21 protein-coding genes are annotated in these 16,608 nt (G+C 34.1%); 14 read left to right on the forward strand and 7 right to left on the reverse strand.

The genetic code is table 11. The features are described 5' to 3' along the window. The gene (locus tag ACXKY9_RS09320) at positions 1–870 is read left to right on the forward strand and encodes a TIGR03943 family putative permease subunit (RefSeq protein WP_000488043.1); all 870 of its coding nucleotides are present in this window, start codon (positions 1–3) and stop codon (positions 868–870) included. A gap of 119 nt (positions 871–989) precedes the next feature. Beyond that, on the forward strand, positions 990–1,496 hold the full coding sequence (locus ACXKY9_RS09325) for an acyl-CoA thioesterase (RefSeq protein WP_000141164.1): 507 nt from the start codon (positions 990–992) through the stop codon (positions 1,494–1,496). A 125-nt stretch (positions 1,497–1,621) separates the two neighbouring features. Here the strand turns inward: ACXKY9_RS09325 and ACXKY9_RS09330 are convergent, their stop codons facing one another. Beyond that, on the reverse strand, positions 1,622–1,708 hold the full coding sequence (locus tag ACXKY9_RS09330) for a YjcZ family sporulation protein (protein WP_000505094.1): 87 nt from the start codon (positions 1,706–1,708) through the stop codon (positions 1,622–1,624). 160 nt (positions 1,709–1,868) lie between these two features. Here ACXKY9_RS09330 and cls point away from each other — a divergent pair, with 160 nt between their 5' ends. From cls to ACXKY9_RS09350, 4 genes are all read left to right on the forward strand, one after another. Further along, complete coding sequence (gene cls, locus ACXKY9_RS09335) at positions 1,869–3,053, forward strand: cardiolipin synthase (RefSeq protein ID WP_002004934.1); 1,185 nt, start codon at positions 1,869–1,871, stop codon at positions 3,051–3,053. A gap of 31 nt (positions 3,054–3,084) precedes the next feature. After that, a complete protein-coding gene (locus ACXKY9_RS09340; protein ID WP_000340535.1) occupies positions 3,085–3,543 on the forward strand; it encodes a spore coat protein in 459 nt (152 codons plus the stop codon). A gap of 225 nt (positions 3,544–3,768) precedes the next feature. Beyond that, a complete protein-coding gene (locus tag ACXKY9_RS09345) occupies positions 3,769–3,948 on the forward strand; it encodes a hypothetical protein (protein ID WP_001045960.1) in 180 nt (59 codons plus the stop codon). Positions 3,949–4,049: 101 nt separating this feature from the next. Continuing rightward, positions 4,050–4,673: an NAD(P)-dependent oxidoreductase gene (locus tag ACXKY9_RS09350; protein WP_000861653.1), complete on the forward strand. Its 624-nt coding sequence runs from the start codon at positions 4,050–4,052 to the stop codon at positions 4,671–4,673. A 24-nt stretch (positions 4,674–4,697) separates the two neighbouring features. On the opposite strand, the gene ACXKY9_RS09355 is transcribed toward ACXKY9_RS09350, so the two are convergent. The 3 genes from ACXKY9_RS09355 to ACXKY9_RS09365 form a co-directional block, all read right to left on the reverse strand. Then, a complete protein-coding gene (locus ACXKY9_RS09355) occupies positions 4,698–5,180 on the reverse strand; it encodes a DUF456 domain-containing protein (protein ID WP_000217338.1) in 483 nt (160 codons plus the stop codon). Between the two features lies 1 nt (position 5,181). Then, entirely contained in the window at positions 5,182–6,489 is a 1,308-nt protein-coding gene (locus ACXKY9_RS09360; RefSeq protein WP_000353738.1) for a hemolysin family protein, read from the reverse strand. Positions 6,490–6,697: 208 nt separating this feature from the next. Beyond that, positions 6,698–7,567: a hypothetical protein gene (locus tag ACXKY9_RS09365; protein WP_000055257.1), complete on the reverse strand. Its 870-nt coding sequence runs from the start codon at positions 7,565–7,567 to the stop codon at positions 6,698–6,700. 256 nt (positions 7,568–7,823) lie between these two features. Between ACXKY9_RS09365 and cbpA the strand changes: the two genes are divergently transcribed. Next, complete coding sequence (cbpA, locus tag ACXKY9_RS09370) at positions 7,824–8,471, forward strand: cyclic di-AMP binding protein CbpA (RefSeq protein ID WP_001220524.1); 648 nt, start codon at positions 7,824–7,826, stop codon at positions 8,469–8,471. 59 nt (positions 8,472–8,530) lie between these two features. Here cbpA and ACXKY9_RS09375 read toward each other — a convergent pair. Further along, positions 8,531–9,876, reverse strand: a protein-coding gene (locus tag ACXKY9_RS09375) for an IS3-like element ISBth10 family transposase (protein ID WP_087942842.1) whose coding sequence is annotated in 2 segments (ribosomal slippage) — positions 8,531–9,435 and positions 9,435–9,876 — 1,347 coding nt in all. Because the reading frame shifts where the segments join, the coding sequence is not laid out codon by codon here. A gap of 485 nt (positions 9,877–10,361) precedes the next feature. Between ACXKY9_RS09375 and brnQ4 the strand changes: the two genes are divergently transcribed. From brnQ4 to ACXKY9_RS09390, 3 genes are all read left to right on the forward strand, one after another. Next, positions 10,362–11,699, forward strand: a complete 1,338-nt coding sequence (gene brnQ4, locus ACXKY9_RS09380; protein WP_011110049.1) for a branched-chain amino acid transport system II carrier protein BrnQ4 — start codon at positions 10,362–10,364, stop codon at positions 11,697–11,699. Between the two features lie 65 nt (positions 11,700–11,764). Then, positions 11,765–12,094, forward strand: coding sequence for a chaperone CsaA (gene csaA, locus ACXKY9_RS09385; protein ID WP_001263016.1), 330 nt, complete (start codon positions 11,765–11,767; stop codon positions 12,092–12,094). Beyond that, complete coding sequence (locus ACXKY9_RS09390) at positions 12,075–12,641, forward strand: DUF1572 domain-containing protein (protein ID WP_000435828.1); 567 nt, start codon at positions 12,075–12,077, stop codon at positions 12,639–12,641. The genes csaA and ACXKY9_RS09390 overlap by 20 nt, the downstream gene beginning before the upstream one ends. On the opposite strand, the gene ACXKY9_RS09395 is transcribed toward ACXKY9_RS09390, so the two are convergent. Then, positions 12,614–12,919, reverse strand: coding sequence for a hypothetical protein (locus tag ACXKY9_RS09395; RefSeq protein ID WP_016109792.1), 306 nt, complete (start codon positions 12,917–12,919; stop codon positions 12,614–12,616). The two genes, ACXKY9_RS09390 and ACXKY9_RS09395, sit on opposite strands and share 28 nt — an antisense overlap. 4 nt (positions 12,920–12,923) lie before the next feature. Then, positions 12,924–13,220 carry a hypothetical protein gene (locus tag ACXKY9_RS09400; RefSeq protein WP_000770738.1) on the reverse strand — a complete coding sequence of 99 codons (297 nt, stop codon included), beginning with the start codon at positions 13,218–13,220 and terminating at the stop codon, positions 12,924–12,926. Positions 13,221–13,308: 88 nt separating this feature from the next. Between ACXKY9_RS09400 and spoIIP the strand changes: the two genes are divergently transcribed. From spoIIP to ACXKY9_RS09420, 4 genes are all read left to right on the forward strand, one after another. Further along, positions 13,309–14,463 carry a stage II sporulation protein P gene (spoIIP, locus tag ACXKY9_RS09405; protein ID WP_001079274.1) on the forward strand — a complete coding sequence of 385 codons (1,155 nt, stop codon included), beginning with the start codon at positions 13,309–13,311 and terminating at the stop codon, positions 14,461–14,463. A 255-nt stretch (positions 14,464–14,718) separates the two neighbouring features. Next, a complete protein-coding gene (locus ACXKY9_RS09410; RefSeq protein WP_000617573.1) occupies positions 14,719–15,216 on the forward strand; it encodes a GNAT family N-acetyltransferase in 498 nt (165 codons plus the stop codon). A gap of 11 nt (positions 15,217–15,227) precedes the next feature. Continuing rightward, on the forward strand, positions 15,228–15,968 hold the full coding sequence (locus ACXKY9_RS09415; protein WP_000747647.1) for a M15 family metallopeptidase: 741 nt from the start codon (positions 15,228–15,230) through the stop codon (positions 15,966–15,968). A 23-nt stretch (positions 15,969–15,991) separates the two neighbouring features. Further along, positions 15,992–16,438, forward strand: coding sequence for an NUDIX hydrolase (locus tag ACXKY9_RS09420; protein WP_000178288.1), 447 nt, complete (start codon positions 15,992–15,994; stop codon positions 16,436–16,438). The last annotated feature ends 170 nt before the right edge of the window (positions 16,439–16,608 follow it).

The following is a 16,608-nucleotide window of genomic DNA, read 5'->3' on the forward strand; positions in this document are numbered from 1 at the left end:
ATGTTTCGAGCATATATATTATTAGGTTTTACAATATTAATTGCGCAACTGCATATTTCCGGTAACATTACGAAGTATATCAATATGAAGTATGCCTATTTATCAACAACAGCAGCAATTATTTTAGGTTTCTTAACGATTATACAAATTATCGTCGTTTTCCAAAAAGAGCACCAAAAGGAAAAAGAGAAAAATGATTGCAGTTGCGATCATAGCCATTGCGGGCATGATCATTCAAAAGATGAGAATACATGGTGGAAAAAAGCATTTTCGTACTCATTGTTTTGTTTTCCAATTATCTCAGGGTTATTTTTCCCAATTGCGACGCTAGATTCGGATATTGTTAAAGCGAAGGGCTTTCACTTTCCTGTTGCACAAGCAGAAAGTAAGGATCCATTTATGACAAGACAATTCCTAAGACCTGATACGAGCATTTATTACGGGAAAGAAGGATACCGCGGTGTAATGGAAAAAGGGAAGAAAGAGTTTGTTACGAAAGACAATATTAATTTGAAAGATGAAGACTTCCTAAAGGGTATGGAAACAATTTATAATTATCCTGGCGAGTTTACTGGGAAAAAATTATCTTTTAAAGGGTTTGTTTTTAGAGATGATTCTTCTAAAAAAGAACAATACTTCTTATTCCGTTTCGGTATTATACATTGCGTAGCAGATTCTGGTGTGTATGGTATGTTAGTGAAAAAACCAGAAGGCGTAGAGTGGAATAATGATGACTGGATTCAAGTAGAAGGAGAGATAACTACTGAGTTTTATCAGCCGTTTCATGCGAATATTCCTGTATTAGAAGTAACAAAATGGAATAAAGTTGAACAGCCGAAAGAACAATATGTATTTAGAGGAGCCGATTGATAAAATCGGTTCTTTTTTGTGGACTAAAAGTTCTGAATGTTGTTAATATTAAACGTGTAGTTCATTTAGTATAGTGATTATTGAAATATTAGGGATAGATCATTAAAGGGGTGATAACAATGACAGAAGTAAAGGGGAAAACAGCCAATGAGTCAAGGGTGTTCAAAACGAGCCGAGTCTTCCCAACGGATTTAAATGATCATAACACGCTATTTGGTGGGAAGATATTAGCGGAGATGGATATGGTTGCTTCTATTTCAGCATCCAGACATTCAAGAAAGGAATGTGTCACAGCATCTATGGACTGGGTCGATTTCTTACATCCTGTTCGTTCTTCAGATTGTGTTAGTTATGAATCTTTCGTAATTTGGACGGGAAGAACTTCGATGGAAGTGTTTGTGAAGGTAGTGGCTGAAGATTTAATTTCAGGTGAGAAGCGTATAGCGGCAACGTCATTCGTTACTTTTGTGGCACTTAGTAAGGAAAATAATCCAGTTCCAGTACCGCGTGTTATCCCTGAAACCGAAGAAGAGAAAGAATTACATCGTATTGCTGTGTTACGTGCAGAACAGCGTCATATACGTAAGGCAGAGAGTAAGAAAGTAGCCACATTGTTAACCTTTTGAGATGAATATTTAGCCATTTAAGTTACTATAGCAGTCGGAAATGGTTTTAAAATGAAAAGCGGACACCTAAAATAGGTGTCCGCTTTTATAGTTTTTTCATCCACATATCATATGACAGTAGCTACTTAGCAGAAGCAAGCAGCACCGACGATGATTAAGAGGATAAATAATACGACTAATAGCGCAAATCCATTACCATGTGCGAAGCCCATTGTTATTTCCTCCTTTTATTTTAAGATACAACATACAATATGCAAATGAGCTATTGTTTGATATGGACATATATCATGCAATGACATATTTTCTTGAATGATAATGTAATAAAAAAGGGAAGATATAGAAATAACAGTAAGTGGAGAAAGGAATTTATCCATGAAGCACTTTTTCGCTATAATCCTTTGTTTAATAGGTGTATTCATTTGGATGAACATCGATGTGGAAATGGGGAAGGAAATGGCTAGTGAATATGAATTAGGACAAGTTCGATTAGGTGAATTTCAACTATATACGAACGGTGAAGAGTTATATAGAAAATTATTTGACGATATAAACGATGCAGAAAAGTATATATATATCCATTTTTATATTGTAGGAAAAGATGAAATAAGCCAAGAGTTTTTACAGTTATTAGAGAAAAAAGCATCTAGCGGAGTAGAAGTGAAATTGTCAGTCGATCGGGTAGGCGGATATAAGCTGAAGAAAAAGGTAATTAGCCGATTAAAAGAAAACGGTGTGAAGTTTACATTTAGTAAAAAACCGAAACTGAAAAATATGTTCTATTCTTTGCATCAACGAAATCATAGACGTATTGTTACGATAGATGGAAAGGTATCATACGTCGGTGGCTTTAATATCGGAAAGGAGTACCTTGGACAAAATCCAAAGTTTGGGCCATGGCGTGATTATCACGTGCGCATCCATGGTGAGGGTGCAGCGGATATGGAAAGAAAGTTCGCCGAAGATTGGAAAGAAGATACAGGAGAAAAAATGCCTATACATGAAAGTATACCTACATTAGGGAATGTGAAATATCAATATTTATTTTCAAATGGAAAAGGCTTATGGGAAAAATATGGAGCACTATTAAAGCAGGCTAAAAAGTCTTTAATTATCGCTACACCATATTTTGTACCAAGTAAAGAAATGGTGAAAGAGTTAAAAGCTGCATTAAATCGTGGTGTTAATGTAAAAATTCTCGTGCCATTTAAAAGTGATGCCATATTGTTAAAACAAGCTGCCTATCCATATTTGAAAGATATGTTACATGCTGGAGCGGAGATTTATCAATATCGAAATGGATTTTTTCATGGGAAAGTAACAATTATTGATGGAGAAATTGTTGATATTGGGACAGCGAATTTTGATAATAGAAGTTTTTATTTAAATTGTGAGTCTAACTGTATCATATATGATAAAACCGTTGTTGATGAAGTATGGAGTCGATTACAGGTAGACTTTCATAAATCAAAACGATTTTCTGAAGAAGATTTTGAGAAAATTAGTAGATGGGATTGGTTTTTAGCAAGAATAGCGAATGTTTTAGCATCATATTTATAGTATATGGACGAAAGAGAAGGGAGGCGCTTTAATGGACTGTATGAAAGAATTAATGAGATATAGTTATATACTAATATACAAGGTTGGAGAGTATGCTGGAAAGGTCAGAGACGAAGAATTAAAAAATCTATTACAGCACCATTTACCATATATGTTACAAGCATATAATGAACAAGTAAATTTTCAAGAAGGAGAGAATGTGCAACATATAACCTGTGAAACAACGGAGTTTGATTTGCATGAAATGGAAAAGGAAACAGTTAGTAAATATACAGGGGATATTCATATTGCAACCAGTTATATTGCGCACTTGAAACGATTAGCTTTAAAGTTTGCTCAAGTTGCAGTGGAAGTTGCTAATCCAGAGTTTCGCTCATTTTTGGAAAATTGTTTCCTGAAAATGAACCGTTACGCTTATAGTGTGTGGCAATATGTTATGAAGAAGGAATATAAGATTACACATCTATATGAAAATGAAAAGTTTGCATGAGAAACTAAGGCGAAATGGTATGCGCCTTAGTTTTTTTACGTCCATTGAGAGAAAAAACTAGTTTTATTGTGTATCGATTGGAAATGAAATATATAAATTAAAATTAGGATTTGTTATCAGAAGATTTACAAAAATTTACCGTATATTTACTATTTTTCAATCTCTCCTTTAAAAATAGAGAGTAATATGAGGTTGTACATATTCTATCACAAGGAGGAAACGCAAATGAACAAATGGGTTAAATCATTAACTGCTATGGCACTTGCAAGTTCTTTATTAATGGTAGGTTGTAGTAAAGGTGAGGACAAGAAGAAAGAAGACGACACAACAACACAACAAGAGGATAAAAAGGATAAAGAAACAAGCGGAACCGAGAAGTCTACTGATTCTAAAGAAAAGAAATAAAGTAATAATAAAGCTTCCTCTCATATATGAGGAAGCTTTTTTGTTGTAAATTTATTGAGATTATTGAAAAATAGAAAGAGAATGAAAGAGGGGGAAAACAAATGAAAGTATGTATATTGGGAGCAACAGGACGAGTAGGTTCAAACATAATTAATTTAGCATTAAAGGATTCAGCTGAAGTGACTGCATTAGCGCGTGATTTAAATAGAATAGAAATACAACATGAAAGGCTACGAGTGATAGAAGGTAATGTATTGAACGAAAATGATATAAAGAAAGTGATAGAAGGAAGCGATATAGTAATTAGTGCACTTGGAACGGATCAAAATGGAACATTAGGGAAGAGTATGCCACAAATCATTAAGCAAATGGAAGAAGAAGGGGTTCGTAGAATCATAACAATAGGAACAGCTGGTATTTTACAAGCAAGAACAAATCTAAATTTATATCGTTTTCAATCAACGGAATCCAAAAGGAAAACGACAACGGCAGCGGAAGATCATTTGGCTGCATATAAAGTACTAAGTAATAGTAATAATTTATGTTGGACAGTTGTTTGTCCGACACATTTAATAGATGGTGAGGCGACAGAGGTATATCGAACTGAAAAAGATATATTGCCAGAGGGTGGATCAAAAATTACAGTGGGTGATACAGCACACTTTGCATGGGATCTATGTAAGAAAAACATATATGAAAATAGTCGAGTAGGTATTGCATATTAAAAAACCATCCCGAAGTCGGGATGGTTAAAAGATGATATAACACAAGAAGATGATAATCATAATGATTTGGAGAATTGCTTTCGCTACTGTACTGCTTAAAAAACCAACTACAGTAGCGACTCCAACTAGAAAGGCATCTTTTGGCGCTTTTTTATGCACTAGTTCTGTTATAAATACTGATAAGAACGGTATGATAATAAGTCCGAATGGTGGGAAGAAGAACGATCCGACAATGATAGAAATCATTCCGACACGTTCGCCCCATTTAGAACTACCGTATTTTTTTAAGAAATATCCATTTGCAATAAAATCAGCAACGAAAATGAAAAGAGTAAAAATGACTTGAATAATCCAAAAAGAAGTTGTTAATTCGCCTCCATTTATACCGAAATGGTAAATCAAATATCCAGCCCAGACAGCTAGTATGCCAGGGATAATTGGATAAATAAAGGCGAGAAATGAAACAACGAAACAGGCAATGATACAAATTGTTAATAAAACAGTCACTTTATAGCTCCTTTTTAATATCTAGTTTATGTACAGCAACTTTTTTGACTTGATGGCCATCAAGTTCTAATACTTTAAATTGAAAACCAGCATATTCAATGGAATAGCCAGCTTCAATATTTAAGTCAACTGCTTGAGAAAGAAGCCATCCTCCGATTGTATCTAAATCACTATCATCAATATGTAGGCCAAACATATCATTTACTTCAGAAATAAGCACCTTTCCATCTAAAACAGTAAGCTTAGGTGTACGCTTTTCAATCATAGGTGATTCATCCGCATCGAATTCATCTTGAATTTCTCCAATGATTTCTTCAAGAATATCTTCCATCGTTAAAAGTCCGGCAGTACCACCATATTCATCCATAACGATTGCCATCTGAACGCGATTTTTTTGAAGATGGACTAACGTTTTACGAATTGGAACTGTTTCAAATACAGTTAGAACAGGATGTATATAAGATTCAAGTGGCTTATAAATACCTTTCGTTTGATCATGGAATACTTCTTTCGTATTGATCATCCCAATGATATCATCTTTATCTTTTTCGATAATTGGATAGCGTGTATATTTTTCAGTAGCGACGATATCCATATTTTCTTCTAACGTATTTTCAGTAGATAAGCAAATCATTTCGGTACGAGGAACCATAATTTCTTTTGCAACTCGATCATCAAATTCAAAAATGTTATTTACATATTTATATTCGGTTTGGTTTATTTCACCGCTTTTAAAACTTTCACCTAAAATGAGTCGCAATTCCTCTTCAGAATGAGCAAGTTCACTTTCTTTCGCAGGTTCTAATCCGAGTAATTTTGTGAAAAATATAGCTGTACTATTGAGTAGCCAAATGAATGGGTACATAATTTTATCAAATAAAATAAGCGGTCTTGCAAATTTGAGTGTGATCGCTTCTGCTTTTTGAATTGCGAAAGACTTTGGAACTAATTCACCTAATACAACGTGGAAAAATGTAATAACACTAAAAGCAATAACAAAAGATAAAGTGTTAGCCATTGTTCCAGTAATATTAATTTTTTCAAAGAGCGGTCGTAGTATATGTTCCACAGTCGGTTCACCAAGCCAACCAAGCCCTAAAGAAGTGATTGTAATTCCGAGCTGACAAGCTGATAAATAAACATCTAAATTAGATAGGACGCTTCTTGCAGCTAAAGCTTGTTTATTACCTTCATTTGCAAGTTGGTCAATTCGACTTTTTCGTACTTTTACAACAGCGAATTCTGATGCAACGAAAAAGCCAGAAATAAGAATAAGTACAAAGATGAGAAAAATATTTAATATGTCCAAGCGTGTTCTCCATTCCAAGGTTTGGAATAAAGATGTCACCTCCTGCAATTATGTTATACTTTTATAATAAATCCAAATGAAAAGAATAGTCAAAGGAAAAGGGTAAATATTGGTATGTTTCTGTAATAGTTTTTGAATTTGCTGTTATTTTGTCCGCTATACAAAAGGAATAACCCCCTACTTTTAGATTATAGAGGGTTATTTTAAATTAAGGTTTTGGAACACTTCTCGTCAAAGTGTATGACTGTTGTTTGGAGTAGTTTGTGGTCCATAGTGTTTGAAGGAAAGAAAGTATGCTATATGGGATATAGAGTAGTAATAAGCCGATTGTAACAATTATGGGTGAATTTCCGCCAAATTGAACGATAAATTGTAACAGTCCATTTGCATGAAAAACGCATTCCATAAAAACGAATGAAAGAATAATGGAACCTAAAATTGATTTATGATTCGAAGTAAGCGCCAAAAACAATGTATCCACAAGAAAAGAATCATGTTTTATTTCATATTCATTTGTGTTTTTTAAGAAAGGAATCCATTTTTTTACTGCTTGCATAACGATAATCATGGAAGTACTACATACGATGATAAATGATGAGTAGTAAGGAAGGTTTATAAATTGTGCGATGTATAGAAGTAGTAATAAGACTGAACATTGTAATACTACAGTGCAAAAAGAGTAAGGAATCCATTTCAATACAGTAGTAAACTTTTTAAACGAATTAGGTACTTTGAAAAATAAATGGCCGATACCCAAACTTATGAAAAATCCGATCGCAAGGGTAAAAGTAAAACGAACAATCGATATAAAATATATTTCCCATATGTAAGGGAATAATGGTGTTGAATGATTAGAAGTATGTATCATTTGGTTTGCTGAGAAAAAGATAGATTCATGCATCCAATCAACCTTTGGAATTGATATAGAAGAAAGCTGTGCGAAGTTTTGAAAAATGCTAATAAATTCATTTTGATAAGAATAATTGTGTGTAATAAAAAGAGCTGGAATAGGACTTATGGCAAAAATAACAATAATACCAATTATAAATTTACATATATGTGAGCGTAATAAGGACATATAACCACCTACTCTTAGAATATTCAGAAAATTCTTATTCTTATTTTAGCTTTTTTTGAAAGAAGTTACAATATATTTTTCATTTAGTAATTCAGAGAGAAGATTTGATAGCAAAAATATACAAGTGAAGGATTCATGAATAAATTATGACAAGAAAATGAATAATTTTCAGAAAAATAAAATAAATTATTTATTTTTTTCTGAAAATATAATATAGTTATGGCACAGAAAGTATTTTAACATAAGGAGGCTTTTTATGAGGATTAAAGGGAATTACGTGCCGAAAAGGGAAGTTTTACTGTGCTCAAGTTCGATTACGATAGGGGAAGCGTTAGAGCATTTAAATAAAACGGGGTATCGTTGTGTACCAGTTTTAGATGAAAAAAAAGAGAAATTTTTAGGGAATATATATAAAGTAGATATTTTAGAATATAAAGGATCACTTGATGAGAGTGTAATACAATTATTAAACGATAAAGAAGGATTTGTGAGAGAAGATTCATCTTTCTTTAAAGTATTTTTTACAATAAAAAAATTGCCTTATTTATCAGTAGTTGATGAAAAAGGGGTTTTCCTTGGAATTTTAACGCATAAAAAAGTTTTTGAGTTATTAGAGGATGCATGGGGCGTTCACTCTAGTAAATACTCTGTCATGATTGGAACGCAAGACTATAATGGAGCAATCCAAAAGTTATCGACAGTTTTAAAGAAATACACTGGTATTCAAAGTTTGATGACTTTTGATAATGATGCCTTATTAGTTCGTAGAATTATGTTTACATTAGGAGAAGAGTTTAACGACGGTGAATTAGAGACATTATTGGAAGATTTAGAAGATCACGGATTTAGAGTTGTGTATGTGGAAGAGATGAAAAATCCACGTGAAGTTGAAACGATAGAGTAACATACAAAAGCCATCTAATTATATTGAAGTGACCCCCGAAAGTTAGACAGGTCGTTTCATTAGGCAGCCTCTAGGGTATGAGCCCGGTATTGTACTGGGCTCATACCCTTTAATTTTGCCTTAATTCTTTTATGATTATAGTATTCTATATACTTTGCTAATTCTTGTTTGAAATGTGTTATACTTTCAAATTCTTTTCGATACAGAAATTCCGATTTCATGATACCGAAGAAATTTTCAATAACGGCATTGTCATAACAGTTTCCTTTGCGAGACATACTTTGAGTTATGCCACAATTCTTAAGAGAATGACGGTATTGTTTCATTTGATAGTGCCAACCTTGATCAGAGTGAATGAGGAGTTTATCCGGATTGGTTACACAATAAAGGGCTTGGTCCAACATCGTTGAAACAAGGGAATAGGTCGGTCTTGAACCAATTGTATACGTGATAATTTCACCATTAAATAAATCCAACATTGGTGATAGGTATAACTTCTCCCCAAATAACTTAAACTCCGTAATATCTGTAACCCACTTTTCATTTGGTTTTTCAGCTTGGAAGTTGCGATTTAAAATATTTGGCGCAATTTTCCCAACTGTCCCTTTGTAAGAGCGGTATTTTTTCATACGAACCAGACATTTTAACCCTAATTCTTTCATAAGGCGATACACTTTTTTATGATTTACTTTGTGTCCACGATTCATAAGTTCATCACGAATACGACGATAACCATAACACCCATCGTGTTCATTATAAATAGCTTGAATCAGTTCTTTTACCTCCGCATTTGGATCAGGACGATTAAAACGTTTCATCCAGTAATAGTACGTACTACGTGGAATGTTTGCGAGTTGAAGTAACTCCTTGATAGGAAATTCATGCCTTAACTCGTAGATTACTTGCGCTTTGTCTTGTTTGGTGATTTTTCTTTGTTTTGAACTAAGGCATTCAACTTTTTTAAATATGCATTTTCCATACGTAAACGCTCATTTTCCGCTTGTAAGGCTTCGATTGATCCTTCATCTACTGGCTTTATTTTTTTATCTTTCATGGTTGGACGCCCCTTTTTCTTTGATTGTAGGGCATCCAATCCTCCTGTTTCATAAGCTATTTTCCATTTCCGAAGTGTTTCATAAGACGGTATATTGAAAAGTGCCGCTGTTTCTCTGATAGATGTCCCGTGTTCATTCATATAATAAAGTACATCTAGTTTATACTGGGCTGGGTAGAATGTATAGCACTTTTCAAAGGCCTTTTCACCTGAAGACTCATATCGTCTAATCCACTCACGAAGTACGCTAGGGTTAACTCCTATAGATTTAGCAATTGTTTTTCCACTTTCTGTACCATCTAAATATCGTTTCACCGCTTGGATTTTTTCTTTTGAAGAAAATTTAGCCATAAAAAATGCACCTCCAATTGTTAGACTGTGTCTAACAATTGGGGTGCACTTCATATTAGATGGCTTTTGTATGTTACGTGTATAAAGTTATTTGAAAATAACGATCGAATAATAGGTGAGATTATAACAATATTTGTGTAAGAGAATAAAAAATGTAGATAATTTCGATTTTCAAAAAAATCAATTTGAAAATATGTTTTTATTTTGCAACTAAATATGTTACTATATGTGTGATAAAAACAAAGAGGTCTGACATCTACACTCCACATAATAATACTCTAATGATTTGAAAATTCAAAAAAATCAAAATTTAAAATAATAATTGTATTAATGATTAGAGTAAAAATAAGGGGAATGGAGAAATTATGGAGAAAGACACTGCTTTGTAAGGGGCATATTTTATCATCTTGAGCAGAGAGGAGGATGCATAGCATATTGTAAAATATAGAGATAAACAATGAAAAAGTGCTATGCAAATGAAGAGCATGAAGGGACGTTTAAGGCCAGGTGATACGGTAGCAATTGGTTTAATGCTATTTGCATTATTTTTAGGAGCAGGAAATTTAATTTTTCCGCCAGTTTTAGGTCAACAAGCAGGAGAGAATGTTTGGATTGCTACAATAGGATTCCTTGTAACGGGAGTCGGATTACCCCTACTAGCTGTAACAGCTGTCGCGTTTGTAGAGGGGGACTTGAAAGCGCTATCTTCTAGAGTCCACCCTATATTTGCGTTTATTTTCCCATTGATTAGTTATTTAGCAATTGGACCATTTTTCGCGATTCCTCGTACTGGAGCTGTTTCGTTTGAAATGGGTATGAAGCCGTTTTTATCAGAGGCAATGGTTTCAGAGTGGTACATGCTATTTCTTTTCACGATAGTTTTCTTCGGAATAACGTGGTATTTATCATTAAATCCATCTAAATTAGTGGATTGGTTCGGAAAGTTTCTTACACCATTATTAGTATTAATTGTCGCTGTTATTGTCGGAAAGGCAATTATTGATCCAATTGGAGAGCCAGCTGCGCCGTTAGCTGCTTACAAAGAAAATGCTTTCTTTGGTGGATTTATTCAAGGATATTTAACGATGGATGCAATTAGCGCGCTCGTATTCGGAATTGTCGTTGTACAAGTTATCCGCTCTAAAGGGATAAAAGAGAGTAGTCAAATTGCAAAAATAACAGTAGTATCAGGTATTATTGCTGTACTTGGTTTAACGTTAATTTATTTATCACTTGCTTATCTTGGTTCAACAAGTACATCACTTGGTATCTCAGAAAACGGTGGTCTTATTTTAACGAATGTTGTAAATGAGCTATATGGGACGAGTGGTAAAATTTTATTAGGGCTTGTTATTATACTCGCTTGTTTAACAACTTCTGTTGGGCTAACATCTGCGTGTGCGGGTTTCTTTACAAACTTATTCCCAAAACTTTCGCATAAAACGATTGTAACAATGGTATGTGTATTTAGTTTAATTGTATCTAACCTAGGTTTAACGCAATTAATCGCAGTAACATTACCTGTGTTAATGATCATTTATCCAGTTGCAATTGTATTAATCGTACTTTCTTATTTCCATAAGTGGATTGGGAAGCGTAATACAATTTATATTGGAGCTATTTTAGGTGCATTGTTAATTAGTTTCTTTAACGGTTTAGAAAGTGCGAAAATTAAAATTGACGCGATTTCTAATGTACTACAAATGTTACCGTTATATAACGAAGGAATCGGATGGTTAATTCCATCATGTATTGGCGGGATTCTCGGTTTCTTCTTCTATAAATCAAATGAATCAAGTGAATTACAAAAGAAAGGTGCTTAGGCACCTTTCTTTTTTTGAAGGGGATTTTTGTATTTTGTCTAAGTAATAATTGGGGGGAATGATAAATGGCTAATTTTGAAGATTTTTTAAATTTGGATTTGAGAATTGGAACTGTAATACATGCAGAGGAATTTAAAGAAGCGAGAGTACCAGCGATTAAACTAGCAATAGATTTTGGAGAAATCGGGATAAAGCAGTCAAGTGCTCAAATTACGAAAAGGTATAGTCCAGAAGATTTAATCGGTCAACAAATCGTTGCTGTTGTAAACTTTCCACCAAAGCGTGTAGCTGGATTCAAATCAGAAGTACTTGTGCTTGGTGGTGTTCCTGAAGCTGATGATGTTGTGTTACTTCAGCCTAATATGAAATTGCCAAATGGAACAAAAATTAGCTAGGGTGAAGGTAGGGGCTAATATGGATATCGGACGAGAATATTTACAATGTGCGATTTCGAACTTTAAAGCAACAAAGAAACAAGGGGAACGGGCACTTTCTCAATTATCATATGAACAAATACAATGGTCTTCTCATGAAGAAACAAATAGTATAGCGATTATTATTAAGCATCTGCACGGTAATATGCGTTCTAGATGGACGGATTTTTTAACGTCTGATGGTGAAAAAACAGATCGTAATCGAGATGGTGAATTTGAAGGATGCTATCACTCAAAAGAAGAAACCCTTATAGCTTGGCAAGAAGGATGGAAATATGTTTTTAATACGATGAATACTTTAACGCCGGAACACTTATTGAAGACGGTATACATTCGCGGTGAAGCACATACTGTCATGCAAGCAATTGAAAGGCAAATTGCTCATTATGCATTGCATATTGGTCAGATTATTTACATTGGGAAGATGTTAAAAGAAAATGAGTGGGAATGTTTAAGTATTCCGAGAGGTCAGTCTGCGCGTTATGTAGAGAAAAAACGTTCAACATAATAATAAGAAAGAAACCGATAAAAAATGGGAAAAAAGAAAGTCAGCCAAATAATAGATGGTTCTGTAATCATAAGAATACTGCCAAAAATAATTCCATATATAATAAGAAAGAAATTGAAAAGTGTATTCACAGGGAGAAATCGTGAGATAAACACTTGCTGTCGTTTAAAACAATCACTGTGAAATAAATAAAAGCGGAAGTACCATGTGGCTGTAATAAGGTCTTTCTTTCTCACAATTCTTTTTTTGCATGTATGACAGATAAATGGTGGTTGCATTTCATTACGCTCCATTTTTTATTTTCATAATAATGTGAGACAAAAGTAGGTACAAAGTGTATGTTCCTATATACGCTCCTGCAATAAGGAAAAATGGATTCAGTAAAATTCCATGAATGCTCGTCATGAAAACTAAATCTTGTATTAAAACATCGTATATATTAATGGAAATAATTGTACCGAGTACATACAGTGCCAAGTACGCAGAAATATGTAGCACAATAGAGATTTTTGGTTGCTTAGCGGACAAATAAAAAATGAATGATAGAGCGATTGGTAATATTCCTATTAATAGCTTCAATTCATTTCACCTCATTAACAATATAGCCGGAATTTTAACGGTCTATTCTCTAGGGCTTGTACATAACTTAAAATAGAGAGGTGATAGTATGAATCGGGGCTTTTTTTTTATGAAGTTTACAAATATGCGTAAGTTAGTTTTATTTGTTATTACTACAATGCTAGCGACTTTTTTTCTTATTAGTCTGATGGTAACCTCTATGAAAGAGACAAAGTCAACGTATTTATATAATTGGTTAAATGAGTTATCGATGAATGGTTACATGTATGTACTTGGAAAAGAGAATCATTATTTTACACAGGAGTATCGAAATTTGAATCAAGATTTTTCAATTTCTTCTTTTCTCTTTTCTATGGCTACAAATATTCGCTTTAATGATGTACGCAGTTTCGTCGGGAAAGAGCTCCCGGGGTTTGGTAAGTACGATACAGAAATTGTTATTGCGGGTGAGGGTACAAATTATTCTAACTTACCGATAGAGTCGAGTGTTCCTCTTGAAGAAGTAGTGAAGGAACGGACTAGTGGAACTGGACAAGCACCTAAACAAGATACGAGTAAAGAGAAAAAACAGCCGTCCCAAACGACCGGGAAGAGACAAGTTGCGTTTATTTATCATACACATAGCTGGGAATCTTATTTACCTTTACTTAACTTAACGAATGACCCGGATCCGAATAAAGCAACGAGTTCTGTATCGAATATTTCTATATTAGGAGATCGTTTCCGTGAACAACTAGAAGGAGAAGGGATTGGAGCTACTAACGATAAGAGTGATGTTGGTCAAAAGTTAATAAGTAAAGGTTTAAACAGTAATAGTTCGTATAAGATGTCACGAGAAATTGTGCAGCAAGCTATGGCTGGAAATAAAGATCTTCAATACTTTTTTGATTTGCATCGTGATAGTGCCCGAAAGAATGTAACGACAAAAACAATTGGAGATAAATCATATGCAAAGCTTGCATTTGTAGTAGGGAAAGGAAATAAAAACTATGAAAAAAACTTACAATTAGCGACAGCTTTACATGAGGCGATTAATAAGAAATATCCAGGAGTGAGTCGTGGGGTCATTCAAAAAGGGTTCCAGACAGGAAATGGAATCTATAATCAAGACTTATCAGGACAAGCGATATTAATAGAAGTTGGCGGTGTAGATAATACAGTGGAAGAATTGAATCGATCAATTGATGCACTTGCTAAAGCATTTGGTGAATATTTTTGGCAGGCAGAAAAAGTGAATGGATAAAGTGAAACGTGAATTAGCCAGGACATCTATCGATAATTATTAGCTCACTTCAATCTTGAAAAAACGTAAGTGTAATGCTTGCGTTTTTTCTTTGTAATGGTGAGACGTCACAGAATAGACATAATTTGTCGTTGTTATAGTAATATCGAAATTTGTCAATTTATAGTAGGAGATTTACAAAGGAATTTTCGGGAAAGTAGAGAAAATCTTTTTATAAGGAAAACTTTTTATTATGAAACTGGTAGGGTGATTGAAGTGATTAGGGAAATCGAAATAGAAGATGCAGCATCATTTTTGCAATTAAGTAAGCAATTAGATGAAGAAACGAAGTTTATGCTATATGAACCAGGAGAAAGGAAAACTACAGCTGAGCAACAAGAAAAAATGATCCATCGATTTATGGAAAATGAATATGCAACAATATTTGTAGCAGTTGAAGATGAGAGGATAGTAGGTTTTATATTAGTGAATGGAAATAACATTCAAAGAAAGAGGCATGTGGCAAGCATTGTAATTGGTATTTTGCAAGAGTATAACGGGCGAGGTATTGGGACTAGATTGTTTAAAGAGGTTGAGAAGTGGGCAAAATTACATGATGTATGGCGTTTAGAATTAACAGTAATGGCCCACAATACAAGAGCTCAGGCACTATATAAAAAAGCTGGATTTGAGAAAGAAGGTGTCAAAAAAGCTGCTCTTATTATCGATGGAAAGGGCATCGATGAGTATGAAATGGCCAAATTATTAAAATAAGAGGTCGTTATATGAAAAAAAGATGGGCACTACTTGGTATTGTAGCTGCAATAATTATTATTGGAGTAGCAGGAATCAATTATAAAATGTATAAGGATAAGCAGGCGCGGGAAGTAAGTGTAAATAGCATATTTCCGAAAGCGAAAGAAACGATTGCTAATATGGATGGGGATATTGCGGTAATTAATAATCCGAATTCAATGCTTGTACTTGTAAATAAAAGTAGGCGTTTACCAGATGGGTATAGACCGCCAGATTTAGTTATTCCGAAAGTGCGCTACTCTAGTGAAGGTGATCAAGAAAAGAAAAAGATGAGAAAAGAGGCAGCGAGGGCGCTTGAGGATATGTTTCAGCAGGCTGACAACGAGCGTATTTTTCTTTTTGCAGTTTCTGGATTTAGATCTTTTGATCGACAAAAAGCATTAAATACGATGTATAAAAAACAAGACGGGGAAGCAAAAACAGCAATGTCTAGCGCGGTTCCTGGCACAAGTGAGCATCAAACTGGACTAGCTATGGATATTACGTCTCAATCTGCTAAATTTCAGTTAGAGACGGTTTTTGGGGAAACGAAAGAAGGTCAGTGGCTTTCTGAAAATGCCCATAAATTTGGTTTTGTTGTTCGATACACAAAAGCGAAAGAAACGATTACGGGTTATCGGTATGAACCATGGCACGTAAGGTATGTGGGAAATCCACAAGCTACATATTTGTATGATAATCAACTGACGCTTGAAGAAGTAACAGAGTAAATGATTGAGGGGAGAGACGTATAATGACGATGTTATATAAGAAAAAAGTACATGCATATATTACAAGAGAAAAAGAGGGGGTTATGCAATTACTTGTTTTTAAACATCGTGATATACATGAAGCTGGTATTCAAGTGCCAGGAGGAACGGTTAATGAAGGTGAAACGTTAGAAGCGGCTATATTGCGTGAAGTACAGGAAGAATCCGGATTGCGTCATTTATGCATAGAACGTTTTTTAGCAGATTACATCATACATATGAAAGAAAAACAGGAATATGAAAAATGCCACTTTTTTCATGTAACTTTACTAACAGATGTAAAGGATACTTGGGAACATATTGTAAGTGCTGGTGAGGAAGATAAAGGATTAGTATTTTGCTACGAATGGGTTGATATTGCAAAATGCCCTGAATTAGCTGGGAAACAAGGTGAGTTTTTACATTTGTTAGATGAAGTATACGCACAGTAATGTAAGAGTCTGAAGCGAAGGTTAATCCGTTTCAGACTATTTTTATTTTTCGGTAAATTAAAGGTGTTTAAATAAGGAAATTGAATTTCTTTAAAGGAATATTAATTTAGGATGTGTTGAGGTGAAAAAAATGAAAAAGTAAGGGGTATACGCTAAAAAAGTTCATATAA

The organism is Bacillus sp. 2175 (genome assembly GCF_057812155.1).